Source organism: Arenimonas alkanexedens (assembly GCF_054781355.1).
Map to the genome: position 1 here is coordinate 373,613 of NZ_BAAGUO010000002.1, position 17,990 is coordinate 391,602.

18 protein-coding genes are annotated in these 17,990 nt (G+C 68.8%); 8 read left to right on the plus strand and 10 right to left on the minus strand.

The features are described 5' to 3' along the window. Positions 1 to 15: 15 nt before the first annotated feature. From ACYVGY_RS06310 to ACYVGY_RS06325, 4 genes are all read right to left on the minus strand, one after another. Positions 16 to 741 carry a polysaccharide biosynthesis/export family protein gene (locus ACYVGY_RS06310; RefSeq protein WP_460456617.1) on the minus strand — a complete coding sequence of 242 codons (726 nt, stop codon included), beginning with the start codon at positions 739 to 741 and terminating at the stop codon, positions 16 to 18. A 29-nt stretch (positions 742 to 770) separates the two neighbouring features. After that, positions 771 to 1,568, minus strand: a complete 798-nt coding sequence (locus ACYVGY_RS06315) for a tyrosine-protein phosphatase (protein WP_460456618.1) — start codon at positions 1,566 to 1,568, stop codon at positions 771 to 773. Further along, positions 1,568 to 2,704 carry an MraY family glycosyltransferase gene (locus tag ACYVGY_RS06320; RefSeq protein WP_460456619.1) on the minus strand — a complete coding sequence of 379 codons (1,137 nt, stop codon included), beginning with the start codon at positions 2,702 to 2,704 and terminating at the stop codon, positions 1,568 to 1,570. The genes ACYVGY_RS06315 and ACYVGY_RS06320 overlap by 1 nt, the downstream gene beginning before the upstream one ends. An 83-nt stretch (positions 2,705 to 2,787) precedes the next feature. Further along, positions 2,788 to 4,284, minus strand: coding sequence for a mannose-1-phosphate guanylyltransferase/mannose-6-phosphate isomerase (locus ACYVGY_RS06325; RefSeq protein ID WP_460456620.1), 1,497 nt, complete (start codon positions 4,282 to 4,284; stop codon positions 2,788 to 2,790). Positions 4,285 to 4,516: 232 nt separating this feature from the next. On the opposite strand from ACYVGY_RS06325, the gene ACYVGY_RS06330 reads away from it, so the two are divergent. The 3 genes from ACYVGY_RS06330 to ACYVGY_RS06340 all read left to right on the plus strand — a co-directional run bounded on the left by ACYVGY_RS06330 (position 4,517) and on the right by ACYVGY_RS06340 (position 7,496). Continuing rightward, a complete protein-coding gene (locus ACYVGY_RS06330) occupies positions 4,517 to 5,488 on the plus strand; it encodes an aminoglycoside phosphotransferase family protein (protein WP_460456621.1) in 972 nt (323 codons plus the stop codon). Positions 5,489 to 5,576: 88 nt separating this feature from the next. Next, positions 5,577 to 6,263: an N-acetylmuramate alpha-1-phosphate uridylyltransferase MurU gene (gene murU, locus ACYVGY_RS06335; RefSeq protein ID WP_460456622.1), complete on the plus strand. Its 687-nt coding sequence runs from the start codon at positions 5,577 to 5,579 to the stop codon at positions 6,261 to 6,263. A gap of 138 nt (positions 6,264 to 6,401) precedes the next feature. Continuing rightward, complete coding sequence (locus tag ACYVGY_RS06340; protein WP_460456623.1) at positions 6,402 to 7,496, plus strand: GGDEF domain-containing protein; 1,095 nt, start codon at positions 6,402 to 6,404, stop codon at positions 7,494 to 7,496. Here the strand turns inward: ACYVGY_RS06340 and hda are convergent. The 4 genes from hda to ACYVGY_RS06360 form a co-directional block, all read right to left on the minus strand. Next, positions 7,493 to 8,191: a DnaA regulatory inactivator Hda gene (hda, locus tag ACYVGY_RS06345; protein ID WP_460456624.1), complete on the minus strand. Its 699-nt coding sequence runs from the start codon at positions 8,189 to 8,191 to the stop codon at positions 7,493 to 7,495. The two genes, ACYVGY_RS06340 and hda, sit on opposite strands and share 4 nt — an antisense overlap. Continuing rightward, the gene (locus ACYVGY_RS06350; protein ID WP_460456625.1) at positions 8,188 to 9,465 is read right to left on the minus strand and encodes an AI-2E family transporter; all 1,278 of its coding nucleotides are present in this window, start codon (positions 9,463 to 9,465) and stop codon (positions 8,188 to 8,190) included. Before ACYVGY_RS06350 ends, hda begins: the two co-directional genes overlap by 4 nt. Further along, a complete protein-coding gene (locus ACYVGY_RS06355; protein ID WP_460456626.1) occupies positions 9,462 to 10,616 on the minus strand; it encodes a DUF2066 domain-containing protein in 1,155 nt (384 codons plus the stop codon). Before ACYVGY_RS06355 ends, ACYVGY_RS06350 begins: the two co-directional genes overlap by 4 nt. Positions 10,617 to 10,688: 72 nt before the next feature. Continuing rightward, positions 10,689 to 11,768: a c-type cytochrome gene (locus tag ACYVGY_RS06360; protein WP_460456627.1), complete on the minus strand. Its 1,080-nt coding sequence runs from the start codon at positions 11,766 to 11,768 to the stop codon at positions 10,689 to 10,691. 119 nt (positions 11,769 to 11,887) lie between these two features. On the opposite strand from ACYVGY_RS06360, the gene purM reads away from it, so the two are divergent. From purM to ACYVGY_RS06380, 4 genes are read left to right on the plus strand one after another with little or no spacing between them, the layout of a single operon-like run. Further along, positions 11,888 to 12,922: a phosphoribosylformylglycinamidine cyclo-ligase gene (gene purM, locus ACYVGY_RS06365; protein ID WP_460456628.1), complete on the plus strand. Its 1,035-nt coding sequence runs from the start codon at positions 11,888 to 11,890 to the stop codon at positions 12,920 to 12,922. Between the two features lie 21 nt (positions 12,923 to 12,943). After that, positions 12,944 to 13,936: a diguanylate cyclase domain-containing protein gene (locus ACYVGY_RS06370; RefSeq protein WP_460456629.1), complete on the plus strand. Its 993-nt coding sequence runs from the start codon at positions 12,944 to 12,946 to the stop codon at positions 13,934 to 13,936. Further along, complete coding sequence (purN, locus tag ACYVGY_RS06375) at positions 13,933 to 14,604, plus strand: phosphoribosylglycinamide formyltransferase (protein WP_460456630.1); 672 nt, start codon at positions 13,933 to 13,935, stop codon at positions 14,602 to 14,604. The genes ACYVGY_RS06370 and purN overlap by 4 nt, the downstream gene beginning before the upstream one ends. 3 nt (positions 14,605 to 14,607) lie before the next feature. Then, positions 14,608 to 15,324: a DUF3108 domain-containing protein gene (locus ACYVGY_RS06380; protein WP_460456631.1), complete on the plus strand. Its 717-nt coding sequence runs from the start codon at positions 14,608 to 14,610 to the stop codon at positions 15,322 to 15,324. Positions 15,325 to 15,345: 21 nt separating this feature from the next. On the opposite strand, the gene murA is transcribed toward ACYVGY_RS06380, so the two are convergent. Beyond that, a complete protein-coding gene (gene murA, locus ACYVGY_RS06385; protein ID WP_460456632.1) occupies positions 15,346 to 16,602 on the minus strand; it encodes a UDP-N-acetylglucosamine 1-carboxyvinyltransferase in 1,257 nt (418 codons plus the stop codon). A 69-nt stretch (positions 16,603 to 16,671) separates the two neighbouring features. Then, the gene (locus ACYVGY_RS06390; RefSeq protein WP_460456633.1) at positions 16,672 to 16,911 is read right to left on the minus strand and encodes a BolA family protein; all 240 of its coding nucleotides are present in this window, start codon (positions 16,909 to 16,911) and stop codon (positions 16,672 to 16,674) included. 71 nt (positions 16,912 to 16,982) lie between these two features. Here ACYVGY_RS06390 and ACYVGY_RS06395 point away from each other — a divergent pair, with 71 nt between their 5' ends. After that, a complete protein-coding gene (locus tag ACYVGY_RS06395; protein ID WP_460456634.1) occupies positions 16,983 to 17,984 on the plus strand; it encodes a KpsF/GutQ family sugar-phosphate isomerase in 1,002 nt (333 codons plus the stop codon). Positions 17,985 to 17,990: the final 6 nt, after the last annotated feature.

Genomic DNA, 17,990 nt, shown 5'->3' on the forward strand with positions numbered 1-17,990 from the left:
TAATCCTGAAAGCGGTCAGAAAGTACGGAAGCCAACGATGCCTCGCAGCGCATCGGTAATGGACTTGACGGCGGTTTTGCCGCCGGACTGATCAACTACCACGATGTCCTCGCCGTAGATCAGCGGGTCTTCGGCATCGCCGGCGCGTATCGCCCGCAGATCGAACAGCGCGGCCATTCGCTGGCCCTTGATAGTGCGGAACACCACCACCGAAGACGGGTCGGCCAACGGGTCCAGGCCTTCCGACATCGCTACCGCCTGCAGCAGCGTGGTCCGCCCGGTGATCGGGAAGATGCCTGGCTTGCGCACCGCGCCCTCGACGGTCACGCGCTGGCTGGTGAATTCCTTTACGAACACACTGACCTGTGGGTTCTGAAGATAGGTCTCGCTCAACCGCGCGGCGATCAGAGCCTCAAGCTCGGAAACTGTCTTGCCACCGGCCTGAACTGAGCCAATCAGGGGCAGGGAAACCATGCCGCTGGTGTTGACCCGAACCTCCCGGTCGAGATCGTCGAGCTGGAAGACCGTGATCTGAAGCATGTCCAGCGCACCGATTCGATAATCGGAAACGCCGGTGAAAGCCCCGCTTTCAGCGGTGGTGTCAGGCGCGGCCAGCGAATAGGTCGTAGTAACCGCCTTCGTAGTGCCAGCTCGCACGGAGCCGCTGCTCGACGTGCCGCAGGCCACCAGGGCCAGCGCGAGAATCAGGACAGCAAGGGTCCGGAGGATGGAAAGCGTCATGGAGTCTCCTGAAAGCCCGTGACCGAGCATTATGCGGTGCCGAACATACGCTGCCAAAAACCGGCCCGGGGCGCGGTGGCGCGCGGGCACTCAGGCAGCGGCGGCAGTTGGCCGGGCGGCAGGTCGTCGAGGATGCCTTGCGGGCGAGTCTGCACCATGTGCTCCGCTTCCACGACACCCACGCGGGCGGCGGCGGCGTCGCGGCCTTCGGCCAGCAGCGGCGGGCGTTTGTCGATGTGGTGCGAATCGGTGGCGATGATATGCACCAGGCCTTCGTCGAGCATGCGCTCGGCCCAGTATTTCGGGCGGCGGCCGAAGCGGCCGGTCAGGCTGCCCGCGGTCAGCTGCATCCAGGCGCCCTGCTTCACCAGGCCGGCGAACACCGGGTAGTGGCTCTCGATCCAGCTCAGGCGTTCGGGATGGGTGATCACGGGCACGATGCCGGCCGACATCAGGGTGAACACCGATTCGTCGAAGCGCGGCGGCGCCACGTGGTGCGGCGGCTCCAGCAGCAGGTAGCGGCTGCCGTTGAGGGTGGGCACGCGGCCGCTGCGGATGCCGCCGGCCAGGTCGGGCGCCAGGTGGGTGTCGGCGCCGGTGCCCAGCTGCAGCGGAATGCCGGCCTCGGCCAGGGCTTCGCGCAGGGACGCCACGGCGGCTTCGATGCCGGCACGGTTGTTTTCGTACAGGCCCGGATAGATGTGCGGGGTGCAGGCGGTGAAGGTGATGCCGTCGTCCACCGCGCAGCGCGCCATCGCCAGCGAGACCTCCAGCGTGGTGGGGCCGTCGTCAATGCCGGGCAGCAGGTGGCAGTGCAGGTCGATCATCAGTGGGCTTTGGATTCCCTGGCGTCATCGCTGGGGCCGGGCCGGCCGGCGCTTCGCCAGACTGCCAGCCTCGCGACCGCGCGGCTGTAATCGGCGCTGAACGCGTACCAGGCGCCCAGCAGCACCAGGAAGGCCAGCACCATCAGCGGGCGGTAGACGCCCAGCTTCACCGCCACCGCGGCCGCAACGCCCAGCACCAGGGTGCCGCCGGTGATGATGGCCACCACCCCGCCGGCCCGGAAGCCGGCGTCGAGCAGCATGTGGTGCATGTGGTGGCGGTCGGCCGCGAACGGCGAACGACCCTGGCGCCAGCGGCGGATCATCAGGGTGACGCAGTCAATCAGCGGCAGCGAAAGCACCCAGGGCCCCAGCACCGGCGATATCGGGTGCTCGGGCGCCTGCGACAGCCGCACCGAGGCATAGGCAATGGTGAAGCCCAGCAGCATGCTGCCGCCGTTGCCCAGGAACACCCGCGCCCGCGGCTGCCAGGGGAAGCGCGCATTCCAGACCAGGAAGCCCAGCACCGCCGCGGCCACCGCCAGGATGCGTTCGGCCACCAGCACGTTGCCCGCGTACAGGCCGAAACAGGTGAACAGCAGCAGCGCCACCACCGACAGGCTGCCGGCCAGGCCGTCCACGCCGTCGGCCATGTTCAGCGCGTTGATGACGCCGACCACGATGAAAATAGTGAAGGGCACCGCCAGCAGGCCAATATTGGCGCCGGTGAAGCCGAATACGTCCTGCAGGTTGGTGGCCATGACGCCGCCGGCCAGAGCCATCAGCAGCGCCGCCAGCGACTGGGCGCCGATGCGCCAGGTCCAGCGCAGGTCGCAGTAGTCGTCCAGCTGGCCCACCAGCACCAGCAGGCCGGCCCCGCCGACGAAGGCCCAGGTGCGCAGCGTGTTCGAGGGCTCGTACATCACGAAGCCCACCACCACCACGAAATAGATGACCAGGCCACCAACCACCGGCATCGCGACGCCGTGGTCCTTGCGACCGCCCGGATGGTCCACCAGGCCGAAGCGACGGGCCAGGGGCAGCATCAGCGGCATCAGCAGGGCGCAGGCGAGGAAGCTGAAAGCGATGCGCTGCCAGGCCGTGGGATCGATCTGGGCGATGAAGTTCAGGTAGTTCATGCGGCTGGTAACGTCTTGGTCCCGTAGTTCAGGTCATTTGCCCGGTTCAGGATCGCGTTGATCCAACAGCTTGCCAGCGGGCGCTAAGAGCCCGCTGCGGTGTCCGGGCCGCGTCCGTAGACGTCCTCGAACCGAACGATGTCGTCTTCCCCCAGGTAACTGCCCGACTGCACTTCAATCAGCTCCAGCGGCACTTTCCCGGGGTTTTCCAGGCGATGTTTGCTGCCCAGTGGAATGTAGGTACTTTGGTTTTCGGCCAGCAGGAACACCTTGTCATCGCATGTGACACGGGCAGAGCCGCTAACCACGATCCAGTGCTCGGCCCGGTGATGGTGCATCTGCAGGCTTAGCGCCGCGCCGGGCTTGACCACGATGCGTTTGACCTGGAAGCGCTCGCCGCTGTCGATACCGTCGTAACTACCCCACGGACGATACACCTTGCGATGCACGCTGGCCTGTGAACGACCCTGCATTTTAAGGGTAGAAACTATCTCCTTGACTTTTTGCACCTGGTCGCGCGCGGCCACCAGCAGGGCGTCGTCGGTGTCCACCACGATCACGTCTTCCAGCCCCAGCAGGCTGACCAGGCGGCGGCCACCCCAGGCCAGGGTGTTGCGGCAGTCAATCGCCAGCACGTCGCCGTGGTGGGCATTGCCGTCCGGGTCCTGGTCGGCGATTTCCCACAGCGCCGACCACGAGCCGACATCGCTCCAGCCGACGTCAATCGGCAGCACGGCGGCGTGGGCGGTCTTTTCCATCACGGCGTAATCGATGGAGTCCGAGGGGCAGGCCTCGAAGGCGGCGCGGTCCAGGCGCAGGAAGTCCACGTCGCGTTTGGCGCCGGCCAGCGCGGCCTGGGCCGCCGCCAGAATCTCGGGCGCGAATGCCGCCAGTTCCTCGAGATAGCGCGAGGCGCGGAACAGGAACATGCCCGAGTTCCAGAAATAGTCGCCGCTGGCGACGTAGGCCTGGGCCGTGGCCAGGTCGGGCTTTTCCACAAAGCGCTCCACCCCCCGCACCCCAGCCCCCCCTGTAGGAGGGCCTTCAGGCCCGAAGCTCTTGGCGAAAGGCTTCGGGCCTGAAGGCCCTCCTACAGGGGCGGCTTTGATGTAGCCGTAGCCGGTCTCCGGCGCCGCCGGCACCACGCCGAAGGTGACCAGTTGGCCGGCCTCGGCGGCCGGGGCGGCGGCCAGGACGGCGGCGCGGAAGCCGGCTTCGTCGCGGATCACGTGGTCCGAGGGCAGCACCAGCAGCAGCGGGTCGGCGCCGTCGGCCTGGGCCTGCAGGGCGGCGGCGGCGATGGCCGGGGCGGTGTTGCGGCCCACGGGTTCGAGCAGCAGCGCCGAGGGCGCGATGCCGACCTGACGCAGCTGTTCGGCCACCATGAAGCGGTGTTCCTCGTTCGCCACCACAATCGGCGCACCCGCCCCCGCCAGCCCTTCCAGGCGGCGCCAGGTGGCCTGTAGCAGCGACTGCTCGCCCACCAGGGGCTGGAATTGCTTGGGGTGGGTCTCGCGGGACAGCGGCCACAGGCGCGTGCCGGAGCCGCCGGAGAGCAGGACGGGGATGATCTGGGGCATGGGGAAGAACCCTGCGGAAAGCCTGCCGCCATGATGCCCGCTCGCCCCAGCCCCGCAAACCTCCCCGAGAAAACCTCACCCCTGTAGGAGGGCCTTCAGGCCCGAAGCTCTTCGGCGAGGAGCTTCGGGCCTGAAGGCCCTCCTACACAAAGCTTCGGGCCTGAAGGCCCTCCTACAGGGGGTGGCGGGTGATAATCGGGGGATGAACTTGCCTAGTCGTAACGAGCTTCGTTTGGAATGGACTCGTCAGGCGCTTGCCGATCCGGAAGCGGTGCTCGAGCGTGCGTCCAACGACGCCAGCTTCCGCAGCTACTGGCGCAGCGAGTCGGCCGGGCGCAGTTGGATCGTGATGGACGCGCCGCCGGACAAGGAGGACATCCGGCCCTGGCTGGACGTCGCCTCGCGTTTGGCGCGCGCGGGTGTGCACGTGCCCGAGATCCAGGCCGCCGACGCCGATCGTGGCTTCGTGGTGATGGAGGACCTGGGCGATCGGCTGTTCCTGCCCGAGCTCAATGAATCCAGCGCCGACCGCCACTACGGCACGGCCTTCGACGCGCTGCTGGCGATGCAGCTGCGGGCCGACGCCAGCGACCTGCCCGCCTACGACGAGACCCGGCTGGTCGCCGAAATGGAGCTGATGCCGGAGTGGCTGCTCAAGCGCCACCTGGGCTACACGCCGGAATGCGAAGAGTGGGACGTGATCGAGTCCGCCTTCCGTGCGCTGGTGACCAATGCGCGGCTGCAGCCGCAGGTGTTCGTGCACCGCGACTACCACTCGCGCAACCTGCTGGTGACCGAGCGCGACAGCCCGGGCGTGATCGACTTCCAGGACGCGGTGCGTGGGCCGGTCACCTACGACCTGGCGTCGCTGCTGCGCGACTGCTACATCGCCTGGCCCGAGGCGCGGGTGAACGCCTGGGTCGAGGACTACCGCCTGCGTCTGGTCGCCGAAGGCATCACCACCGTGGACGCGGCCACCTTCCTGCGCGCCTTCGACCTGATGGGCCTGCAGCGGCATCTGAAGGTGCTCGGCATCTTCTGCCGGCTCTGGTATCGCGACGGCAAGGCCGGCTACCTGCAGGACCTGCCGCTGGTGTGGCGTTACACCCGCGAGGTGGGCAGCCGCTATCCGGAAACCGCCCCGCTGGTCGCACTGCTGGAGCGCATCCTGGGCGACACCGACCTCACGCAGCCGCGCCCGTGACGCGCGCCTTTTGTAGGAGGGCCTTCAGGCCCGAAGCTCCTGGCCGAAAAGCTTCGGGCCTGAAGGCCCTCCTACAAGGGGGGTGGGTGTGAGGGCGCTGATTTTTGCGGCGGGCAAGGGTGAGCGGATGCGGCCGCTGACCGAGCACACGCCCAAGCCGCTGCTGAAGGTGCGCGGCAAGCCGCTGATCGAATGGCATCTCGAGCGCCTGGCCGCGGCCGGCGTCAGCGAGGTGGTGATCAACATCGCCTGGCTGGCCGAATGCTTCGAGCCGGCGCTGGGCGACGGCGCGCGCTGGGGCCTGCGCCTGCACTACTCGAACGAAGGCGCCGAGCCGCTGGAAACCGGCGGCGGCATGCTGCACGCCCTGCCCCGGCTGGGCGATGCGCCCTTCCTGGTGGTGAACGGCGACATCTGGTGCGATTTCGACTTCGCCAGGCTGCCGCGCGAGCCGCGCGGCCTGGCTCACCTGGTCATGGTGGACAACCCCGCGCACCACCCGCGCGGCGACTTCGCGCTCGATGCCGATGGCCGCCTGCACGCCGAGGGGGAGCCGCGGCTCACCTTCGCCGGCATTGGCGTTTATCGCCCGGCGCTGCTGGCCGGCTGGCGCGACGTGATCGGCCCGGCGCCGGGCACCGAACTGACGCCCCCGCGCTTCAAGCTGGCGCCGCTGCTGAGTGCCGCCATGGCCCGGGGCTCCGTTGACGGCAGCCACCACCGCGGCGATTGGACCGACGTGGGTACCCCGGAACGCTTGGCTGCGCTGGGCTAACGGATTGACCGGACTGGAAAAAGTCACGCATCCTGTGCTCAACGTCGCAGTTCGCGACATCCGCCCGCCCGGGTTAAGTGTGGACTCACGCGGAGGCTGGCTCTAATGGTCGCGATGGACGTTTCCCAATTCCAACGTGTGAGGACAAGCCTGCACCGCGCGCTCGAAGGCGAGCTGGCGAGCTTGCATCCGCACGAGCGCCGCGAACAGCACCGGCGCCAGATGCGCATGCTGCACGGGCCACTGTCGAACCTGCTGCTGGCCCTGGCCCTGCTCGAAGCCCTGCGCCTGGGCGTGCACGCCTACGCCGACTGGCTGCAGGCGTCGTCGCTGGTTTGGCAGTTGGGCGTGACGGTCGCGATGCTGGCGGTTGCGATTTCCTACCGACATTTAGCCTCGACCCGCCGAAGGGTGCTGCTCGGCTCGGTCTTCCTGGGAATGCTGCTGATCAGCCTCGCGGGTCTGGGCAGCGAATGGCGACAGATGCCGGCGCTGTCGCTGGGCGGCTTCCTGCTGCTGCCTGTGGCCGGCCTGCCGGTGCTGGTGCGGCCACGCGTGGCGCTGGTCGCCCTGGCCGCCTGCAGCGCGGCGGCAGGCGCGCTGCTGTTCGCGCTCGAGGCGGTGAGCACCGAGGAGCGTCAGCTGTTCGGGTTGTTCTACGCCATGAGCACCGTCGCCGGCCTGACCCTGCGGCGGGCGCGGGCCAACCTGGCTATCCGCCTCGACCAGAAGGTGGAAATACTTTGGCAGCGTGCGGTGAGCGATCCACTGACCGGGCTGCTCAACCGTCAGGGCTGGATGAGCCTGGCCGGCACCGCGATGGAGGAAGCGATCGCCGCCGGGCATCGGCCCGTGCTTCTGTTCATTGACGTGGACTACTTCAAGCGCGTCAACGACGCCCACGGTCACCTCGCCGGCGATGAAATCCTGCGCGAACTGGGTCACCTGATCGCGGCACGGGTCGGACCCGGCGAGCTGAGCGCACGTCTGGGCGGCGAGGAGTTCGCCTGCCTGCTGCCCGATGCCAGCGAAGAAAAGGCCGAGGCTTTCGCCATGCGCGTGGCCGATGACTACCGCCGCTCCGCCGCGCGCTTCGGCTCCACGCTCAGCATCGGCATTACCAGCCACCGCGACGGCGACCTGCTCAACGACATGCTGGCGCGGGCCGATGCCGCGCTTTACGAAGCCAAGCGTTTGGGTCGGGACCGGATCGTCTACGCGCCGGAAGACTAGCCGGCGCCGTCCTGCAGCAGCGTGCGCAGGAAGGGAATGGTGACCCGACGCTGTGCGGCCAGGCTGGCGCGATCAATGCGCTCGAGCAGCTTCGTCAGGCTGGCCAGGTCGCGGTCAACGCGACGCAGCAGGTAATCAAGCACCGCGTCGTCGAGCTCGAGGCCGCGGCGCGCGCCGCGCTGGCGCAGCACTTCGCGACGCCCGGCGTCGTCCAGGGGTTCCAGCGCCAGCCGCACGCACTGGCCCAGCCGCGTCACCAGGTCGGGCAGCTGCAGTCCCAGATTGGCGGGATTGCAGCGCGCGGCATACATCACCACCGCCCCGCTGGCGCGGGCGCGGTTATGGAAGTGGAACAGGGCTTCTTCGTCATCGCGCTGGCCGGCGATCGCTTCCACACCGTCCAGGCACAGCAGCGCGGCGCCTTCCTGCGCCGCCAGCGCATCGCCCAGCCTGCCGGCAAACGCGACCAGCGGCAGGTAGGCGGCGCGACGCCCCGCGGCAGTGGCTTCGGCGCAGGCGGCCAGGAGCAGATGGGTCTTGCCGCTGCCGGCGGGGCCGGCCAGGAACAGCCAGTCGGCCGACGCACCGCAGGCGCCCGCGCGTACGGCATCGCGCACGGCCGGCTGGCCGTGGAAGGCCTCGAAAAGCTGGTCGGGCGGCGTGCGCAGCGACAGCGGAAGCTGTGGGTTGGTCACGACTTGTCGCGCGGGTCCTGTAGGAGGGCCTTCAGGCCCGAAGCGTCTTCGCCTGCGGCGTTCGGGCCTGAAGGCCCTCCTACAGGTGCGGCGTTCGGGCCTGAAGGCCCTCCTACGGGTGCGGCGTTCGGGCCTGAAGGCCCTCCTACAGGGGATGCCTCGTCGTCTTCGGTGTCCGGCTGGTCATCGGCGCCGTACAGCCGGCTGGCGGTGTAGCGTGCGTGGGCGTAGCGCAGCACCACCACCAGTACCGCGGCCACGGGCAGGGCCAGCAGCACGCCCAGGAAGCCGAACAGCTGGCCGCCGGCCATGATCGCGAAGATCACCGCCACCGGATGCAGGCCGATCTTGTCGCCCACCAGCCAGGGCGTCAGCCAGAAGCTCTCGAGCAGCTGACCCAGCCCGAACACGCCCAGCACCAGCGCCAGGTGCATCAGGTCGCCGTGCTGGACCAAGGTCGCAATCACCGCCGCACCCACGCCGACAATGGCGCCCAGGTAAGGCACGAAGCTGACCAGGCCGGCCACGATGCCGATCAGGATGCCGAGGTCCACGCCGACGGCGCTCAGACCCACCGCGTAGATCGTACCCAGCGCGATCATCACGCTCAGCTGGCCGCGGATGAAGCCACCCAGCACCTGGTCCGACTCGCGGCTGAGCTGGCTTACCACCGGCTCGATCGGGCGCGGCAGCAGGTCGCGCACGCGCCCCACCATCGCACCGCCGTCGCGCATGAAATAGAAGGTCACCACCGGAATCAGGGCCAAGTTCGCCATCCAGCCCAGGATCGCCAGGCCCGACTTGGACACGCCGCCAAAGATGCTCGCGGCGACGCCGCCGGCTTCCTGCCAGTGCTTCTTGAGCAGTTCAATGATCTGGCTCGGATCCACATAGCCGGCCAGGTCGAGCTTGAAGCGCGCATCCACCCAGGGCACGGCGGTGCCGGTAACCCAGTTGCCGAAGCGCGGCAGCCAGTCCACCAGCTTCGACACCTGGTTTTCGATCAGCGGGATCAGCAGCAGCACCGCCAGCACGATCACCAGGGTCATCAGCGAGAACACCAGCAGCACGGCCACGTTGCGCGAACGGCCGCCGAGCTCGAGGCGGCGCACCAGCGGTTCGCCCAGCCAGGCCAGCAGGGCCGAGACCACGAAGGGCGTCAGTACCGGCGCCAGCTGCCACACCAGCACACCGACGCCAATCGCCAGCGCCAGCCACTGCCAGCGGCGGCGGTCGTGGAACAGGTCGTTGGGCGGGGCCTGGACCGAACTCATGGCTGCAGTACGTAGCGCGGGCGGTCCGGACTGGACCGCGGGTCGGCCTGCAGCTGGTTGCCGGCCAGCAGGAAGCGCTCGAAGCCCTCACGGCCCACGGCCAGCTGCAGGTCCAGCACCAGGGCGTCGGGCGTCGCGCTGACCACGGTCAGGCCCTGCACCACCGCCAGGGTTTGCAGATAGCCCATGGCGCGGGTGAAGTCGGTGCCGTCGCGCAGGCCGGCCACCTCCACGGTCAGCCGGGTGGGCTTGCCGGCACGCAGCGGCACCGCGTCGCGACGGGCGATGGCATCGGCGGCACCGTCAGCGCCGGAGGCGATGGCGCGCTGCGGGCTGGGATCACTGAAGGACCAGCGTGAGAGTTCCTTGTCGCCGTCGCTGAGCACCCAATCGGCCGTCCAGCCACCGCCGGCGCGGTAGACCTTGCCCAGCAGCTGGGCCTGGCCACCGTAGCGCGCGGTCAGCGGCAGCATCTGCACGGACGACTGGCTCCAAACCGTCTGCACGGCGGCCTGTTCCACCGCGCTGCCGGCCGGCATGCCGAAGCGCAGGCCGCGCTCGAGCCCGCGCTCGGCCAGCGGCTTCACCACGGCCAGCTGCTGGGCATTGACCAGGCGCGGACCGCGGCCGTCGTCAATCGCCAGCCACAGGATCGGGCGCGGGCGATTGCCGCCCCAATAGTTCAGGCCCGCCGCCGCCACCAGCGCGTCCATGCCGTTGGGTTCGAAGGCGAAGCTCATGGTGGTGCGGTAAACCGGCACGCCGCCGATGGCGGTGTTGCCCTGCTGGTCGCTCATTTCGCTGGCGTCGCTGGTGGCGACATAGCTCTCGGCATTGGCCAGGGCGCGGCGCACCACCGGGTGGCCGGCGGCCTGCGGGTCGCCGGTCAGCTTCACCACGACCTGGGCCAGAGCCCGGGCAGTGGCCGCACGGCGTTCCCCGGCACCCTGCGAGACCAGGGTCACCTGGCCCTGGTACAGGCTGAGATCACGCTCGGCCGGAATCAGGCCGTCACTGCCGTCAGCCAGCGGCCCGGACACCGGCTGCGGCGCCGCCGACTCCACCGGCACGAACTGGGCGAAGGCGGTCGACGCGGCGAAAGCCAGCATCAGCGTCAGCAGGAAACCGGGGGGGCGCAGTCGCGGGGGCATGGCTCTCAGGGGACAGGCGGGACTGCACGCATGTTGCCGCAGCCGGCCTATCCCCGTCCAACGGCGCCGCTATCACCAACCTTTGAAGAAGCTGCCGTCGGCGTAGTCCCAAAGCAGTACGGCGTGGACGCGATAGTCCCAGGGCTGGTCGCTGAGCCCGACCTCGACGCCCAGGCTCATGGCGACATGCCCGCCCTTGGTCAGGCCGAAGCGAACCTGGGGAATGGCGCTCCACTGCACGTCGCCGCCGAAGCCATCGTAGGGCGCCTCGGCGACCAGTTCGATGCCGGGGAACACATTTCGGGGCCAGGGCGTCCAGCGATAGTGCAGCGCACCCGCCAGTTCCAGGGTTCCGTCGCCCGGGTCGTCGAAGGGAGTAATGGCGCGGGCGCTGGACTGGAACACCCAGTCGTCGCCCAGCATCCGGGCATAGGCCAGGTAGGGAATGATCTCGTCGGACTCGCCGCCGTCGGTAGGGAAGGCAAGGATGATCGCGCCCGAAAGTATTGACTGGCGCTCGAGGTTCCAGCCCAGTACGTGCTTGTAGCCGGCCTCGAACTTGGTCACTTCACTGTCGAAACCGTCGTCTTCGTGAATCACCTCGGCCACCAGCATGCCGCGCTTGCCGACCCGCTTTTCGAACTCGATGACGTTGCGCATCACGTCCGGGCCGCCATCCACGGGCGTGTACCGCCCCTTCCAGACCACTTCGTCCTCCGGAAAAGCCTTCTTGGTGCGGATCGGCAGGAAGTAGTTGAACTCGCCCGGCGGGTACTCAGAGGTATCGGCCAGGGTTTTGACGTAGGCGACGACGTTTCGCACTTCGTCGGCGCTGAGCGTGCCCTGCTGCGCCGGCATCTGGGCAGACAGGCCCATGGCATGGCCGCCGTGCGCAACCACCAGTTCCCAGTCGTTGGCCGGCTCCCGGCTGTTGAACAGCGGGTCGGACAGGTCGGCCGGGGCGGTGTCGAGCGCCGCCAATACCGGGCTGGCGGGATCGGCGCGGCCGCTGGGCCCATGGCAGGCGGCGCAGGCCTGGGCGTAGATCCGGCGACCCTCGGCCAAGTCGGCAGGTGGGTTGGCCAGGGCCAGGGCCGGCAGCAGGCAGGCGATGGCGGCGATAAATCGGGAAATAACGTGGCTGGCAGGCATGACAAGTCTCCCTGTGGCGTTCTATCACTGTGCGCCCGCCAGATCCTGATCTTCTTGACCACAGTCAAGTCGGCCACCGCTGCTAGAATGCCGCCTTTCCCGCGCCCGGAACCCCGCCCGTGACCACGCCTACCCCCCTCACCTACCGCGATGCGGGCGTTGATATCGATGCCGGCAACGAAGTCGTCGAGCGCATCAAGCCCTTGGTCAAGCGCACCTTCCGGCCCGAAGTGATGGGTGGGCTGGGCGGCTTCGGCGCCTTGTTCAATCTTTCGGGCAAATACCGCGAGCCGGTGCTGGTCAGCGGCACCGACGGCGTCGGCACCAAGCTCAAGCTGGCCCAGCAGATGGGCCGCCACGACACCATCGGTATCGACCTGGTCGGCATGTGCGTCAACGACGTGCTGGTGCAGGGTGCGGAGCCGCTGTTCTTCCTGGACTACTTCGCCACCGGCAAGCTGCACGTGGACACCACGGTCGCGGTCGTCGGCGGTATCGCCGCCGGCTGCGAGCTCGCGGGCTGCGCCCTGATCGGCGGCGAAACCGCCGAGATGCCCGACATGTACCCGCCGGGCGAATACGATCTGGCCGGCTTCACCGTCGGCGCCGTGGAGAAGGCGAACCTGCTCGACGGCGCCAAGGTGCGCGCCGGCGACGTACTGATGGGCATCGCCGCGTCGGGCCCGCACTCGAACGGCTATTCGCTCATCCGCCGCATCTACGACCGCGCCGGCCGCCCGGCCGAGCTCGACCTTGGCGGCGTGAAGCTGGTGGACGCGCTGATGGCGCCGACCACCATCTACGTCAAACCCATCCTCGAGCTGCTCGGCAAGCACGACCTGCACGCCATGGCCCACATCACCGGCGGCGGCCTGACCGAGAACATCATCCGCGTCATTCCCGAGGGCCTGGGCCTGGAGATCGAGGCCTCGGCGATTGTTTTGCCGCCGGTTTTCGATTGGTTGCAGCGCGAAGGTGCGGTACCTTCGGCCGAGATGTGGCGCACCTTCAACTGCGGCATCGGCTTCGTGCTGGTGCTGGCGCCCGGCGACGTTGCGGCGGTCTCGGCCGACCTTCAGCGCCTGGGTCTCGCGCACCGGCCGATCGGACAGGTGGTCCGGGCCGACACCGCCGAGCGCGTGCACATCGGCTGATCCCTACCAGGAGAAGGCGCCATGATTCCCAACCAGAGATTGATGGCCGTCATCGCCACTCAGGCGGAGATCGCGCGACTTGGTCTGGACCTCGCCGGCGTCATGCATCTGGTGGTCGAACGGATCCTGCCCCTGGTCGACGCCGACGGCGCCGTGATCGAGCTGGTCGAGGGCGAGGACATGGTCTACCGCGCTGCCGCCGGCTCGGTCGCACGCAACCTCGGCATGCGCGTTCCCCGCGTCGGCAGCCTGGCCGGACTATGCGTTCAGCGCGGCGAACTACTGCACTGCGAAGACTCTGAAACCGACCCGCGGGTTGACCGCGAGGGCTGCCGCCGGGTCGGGCTGCGGGCGATGATGGTCCTGCCGCTGATCCACGACAAGAGCGTGGTCGGCGTACTCAAGGCGACGTCGAAGCAGGCCGGGAAGTTCACCGGCGAGGACGCTGCCGTGTTGGGGCTGGTCGGCGATGCCATTGCTGCCGCGATGTTCCATGCCACCCGCCATGCGGCAAACGACCTGTTCTACCTGGCAACCCACGACACGCTTACCGACCTACCCAATCGCGCGCTGTTCGCCGACCGGCTGAACTCGGCCGTGTCGGGGGCCCACCGGAAAGGCGTATCGGTGGGCGCATTGATGGTGGACCTGGACGACTTCAAGCCCATCAACGACGAATTCGGCCACGCCTGCGGCGACGCCGTGCTGGCCCAGGTCGCGAACCGGCTGAAGGCTTGCGCGCGCGCCTCCGATACCGTGGCCCGCATCGGCGGCGACGAGTTCGCACTGGTGCTGTCGCCGCTGTCCACCGACGAGGACCTGCACAGCGCGATCGACCGCCTGCATGCCAGCCTCGCGCCGAACTACTCGTATCGCGAGCTGACCTTCACACTCAAGGCCAGCATCGGCGGCGCCCTGGCGCTGGCCGAAGCCGGCAGCGCCGAAGAGTTGCTGGCGCTGGCCGACCAGCGCATGTACGCCGCCAAGCGCGCCCAGAAGACCCCGGAGTCGTGAGCGACGAGCCTTTGCGCCTTGCCGTGCTCGCCTCCGGCCGCGGCAGCAACCTCAAGGCCCTGGTCGAGGCCATCCGGGAACACCGTCTGCCGGCCCGGCTTGTCGGCGTGTTCTCGGACAAACCGGCCTGCGGCGCCATCGCGCTCGCTCGTGACGTCGGCATCCACGCGCTCGCGCTCAGGCCCCGCGACTACCCGGACCGGGACGCCCACGATGAAGCGCTGTTCAGCGCCGTCGCCGATGTTCAGCCCGACCTCATCGTATGTGCGGGATACCTACGCATCATCAGCACCGCCTCGGTGCGTCGATTCGAAGGCCGAATGATCAACATCCACCCGTCCTTGCTGCCCAAATACCCGGGTCTCGACACCCACGCCCGTGCCCTCGCTGCCGGCGACGCCGAGCATGGCGCCAGCGTGCACGTGGTGGTGCCGGCGCTCGATGCCGGACCGCTGCTTTCCCAGGTGCGTTTGGCGATCGAGCCCAGCGACGACGACGCCACGCTGGCCCAGCGCCTGCTGCCGCGCGAACACGCGCTGCTGCGCGCCACCGTGGCCTTGCTCGCCGAGCGCAGGCTGCAGATCAGCCGCAGCGCGGTGACGCTGGACGGACGCGCGCTCGCCGCGCCGCTGCAGCTGGGCGCCGACAACCTGCTCAAGGAAGCCTGAGTCATGCGCCTGCCGTACTTCGTCCCCGCGCTGCTGGCCGCCCTGATGCTGCCTGGCCTGGCCTGGGCGGCACCGCCGCCGGCCGCCTTCGCCGCCGACTATCAGGTCCAACAGGACGGCAAACCACTGGGCACGGGCCGCATCACCCTGCGCCGCCTGCCCAACGGGCGCTGGGAAATGAGCACCCGCAGCGAGGCCACCGAAGGCCTGTTCGCCGTTGCCGGCGTGCGCCGCAAGGAAGTGTCGGTGATGGACTGGACCGGCGATACGCCGCGCACCCTGGACTACGACATGCAGCAGGACGCGGCCTGGAGCAAGCGCCGGGAAACCCTGGCGGTCGATCCCCGCGCCGGCACCGCCCGCGTTACCTACAAGGGCGAGGCGCAGTCGCTTCCTTATCGCGACGGCCTGCTCGACCGCCACGCGGTAACCGCGGCCCTGATGTCGGAGCTGTCGGCCGGACGCCGCGGCGAAATGAGTTTCGCGGTCGCTGGTCGCCGAAATGTCGAGGTCCAGCGCTACCGCACCGCCGCCAACGTTCGCCTGCGCACCGCGCTGGGCGTGGAGCGCGCGATCCGCGTCGAGCGCGTGCGCGACGACGACAGCGGCCGGATCACCAAGATTTGGTTTGCACGCAACCGCGGCTGGCTGCCGCTGCGCATCAAACAGTACGAGTCGGACGGCAGCACGCTGGACATGCGCATCACCGCGGTGCGCTAGCCCGATCGCCCGGGCCGGCCCTTAGGGCAGGCGCCGGATCTTCGCGCCCAGCGCGCCCAGCTTTTCTTCGATGTTCTCGTAGCCGCGATCGATGTGGTAAATGCGGTCCACCACGGTTTCACCGTGGGCCACCAGACCGGCCAGCACCAGCGACGCCGAAGCGCGCAGGTCGGTGGCCATGATCGGCGCGCCGGTCATGCGCTCGACGCCGCGGATGATGGCGGTATTGCCCTCGACGCGGATATCGGCGCCCAGGCGCGAGAGTTCGTTGAGGTGCATGAAGCGGTTCTCGAAGATCGTCTCGGTGATCACGCCCACGCCCTCGGCCACCGTATTGAGCGCGGCGAACTGCGCCTGCATGTCGGTCGGGAACGCCGGGTATGGCGCCGTGGTGAGGTTGATCGCCTTGGGACGGCGGCCGCGCATGTCCACTTCGATGCTGTCGTCGCGGGTGTTGATGTGCGCGCCGGCTTCCTCGAGCTTGAGCAGGATCGCGTCCATGGTGTCGGCGCGCGCCTTTTTCACCGTCACCTTGCCGCCGGTCATCGCGCCTGCCACCAGGAAGGTGCCGGCTTCGATGCGATCGGGGAGCACGTCGTAATGGATGCCGCGCAGCGAGTCCACGCCGTGCACCACGATGCGGTTGGTGCCGGCGCCTTCGATCTGCGCGCCCATCGCAATCAGGCAGTTGGCCAGGTCCACGACCTCGGGTTCCTGCGCGCAGTTCTCCAGCACCGTGGTGCCCTTGGCCAGGGCCGCGGCCATCAGCACGTTCTCGGTGCCGGTGACGGTGATCATGTCGAACACGTAGCGGCCACCACGCAGGCGCTCGGCGCGGGCCTTGATGAATCCGTTCTCGACCGTGACCTCGGCGCCCAGCGCCTGCAGGCCGCGAATGTGCTGCTCGACCGGACGCGAGCCAATCGCGCAGCCGCCGGGCAGCGACACTTCGGCATGGCCGAAGCGGGCCAGCAGCGGGCCCAGCACCAGGATCGAGGCGCGCATGGTCTTGACCAGCTCGTAGGGCGCCACGGTGGAAGTGATGAAGCGCGGGTCGGCAGTGATCGTCAGCTTCTCGTCCACCATCAGCTGCACGCCCATCGCGCCCAGCAGCTCCATGGTGGTGGTGACGTCGTGCAGGTGCGGCACGTTACCGATCGAGATCGGACCGTCGGCGAGCAAGGTGGCGGCCAGGATCGGCAGCACCGCGTTCTTGGCGCCGGAAATCTGGACGTCGCCGTTGAGCGGCTCGCCGCCGGTAATCACAATCTTCGCCATATTCTTCTTGTCTTTTTGTAGGAGGGCCTTCAGGCCCGAATGCTCCGAGGATCGGGCCTGAAGGCCCTCCTACGCGGAGCGGTCGGCTTCGTCCGGAGTCAGCGTGCGCAGCGCCAGGGCGTGGATCTCGCCGCCCATGCGTTCACCGAGCGTGGCATAAACCATGCGGTGGCGGGCCAGCGGCATCTTGCCGCGGAAGGCCTCGCAGACCACGGTGGCCTCGAAATGCACGCCGTCGTCGCCCGTGACGCGGGCGCTGGCGCCGGGAAGGCCGGTTTCGATCAGGTTCTGGATGATGTCGGGAGTCATAGCGGACGGGGGCGCGGCTGGCGCGCAGGCCTTACAATGAGGCCCCGCATCATACCCCCAACCTCCCCCGCATGAACGATCTCGCCCAGGCACCGAAGGTCCCCGACGACGCGCTGGTCGCCAGCGGCCGCACCGTCATCGACGTCGAGGCCCAGGCCCTGACCGCGATGCGCGCCCGCATCGGCACCGAGTTCGCCGCCGCCTGCCGCCTGATGCTGGCCTGCCGCGGGCGGGTGGTCTGCACCGGGATGGGCAAGTCGGGCCATATCGCCAAGAAGATCGCCGCCACCCTGGCGTCCACCGGCACCCCGGCCTTCTTCATGCACCCGGGCGAGGCCAGCCACGGCGACCTGGGCATGGTGACCGACGCCGACCTGGTGCTGGCGCTGTCGAACTCCGGCGAATCCGACGAAATCCTGGCCATCGTCCCGGCGCTCAAGCGCCAGGGCAACCTGATGGTGGCCATGACCGGCCGCCCGGCATCGAGTATGGGCGGCCTGGCCGACGTGCACCTGGACGTCAGCGTGCCGCTTGAAGCCTGCCCCCTGGGCCTGGCGCCGACCTCCAGCACCACCGCCGCGCTGGTGATGGGCGACGCCCTCGCGGTGGCCCTGCTCGAGGCCCGCGGCTTCACCGCCGAAGACTTCGCCCGCTCGCACCCGGCCGGCAGCCTGGGCCGCAAGCTGCTGCTGCACATCCGCGACATCATGCACACCGGCGCCGCCGTGCCCAGCGTGCCCGCCGACGCCAGCACCACCGCCGCCCTGCTCGAGATGACCCGCAAGCGCCTGGGCATGACCGCCGTGGTGGATGCCGGCGGCGTGCTGCAGGGCGTGTTCACCGACGGCGACCTGCGCCGCGCGCTGGACGACGAACACACCGACCTGCACGCCACCCCGGTGTCGAAGCTGATGGGCCGCACGCCCAAGACCATCGGCGCCGACGCGCTGGCGGTCGAAGCCGCCCGCCTGATGGAAGAGTTCAAGATCAGCTCGCTGGTGGTGGTGGATGAGCAGCGGCGGGTCGTGGGCGCCCTGAACATTCATGACCTGTTGCGCGCCCGCGTGGTCTGATCCGGC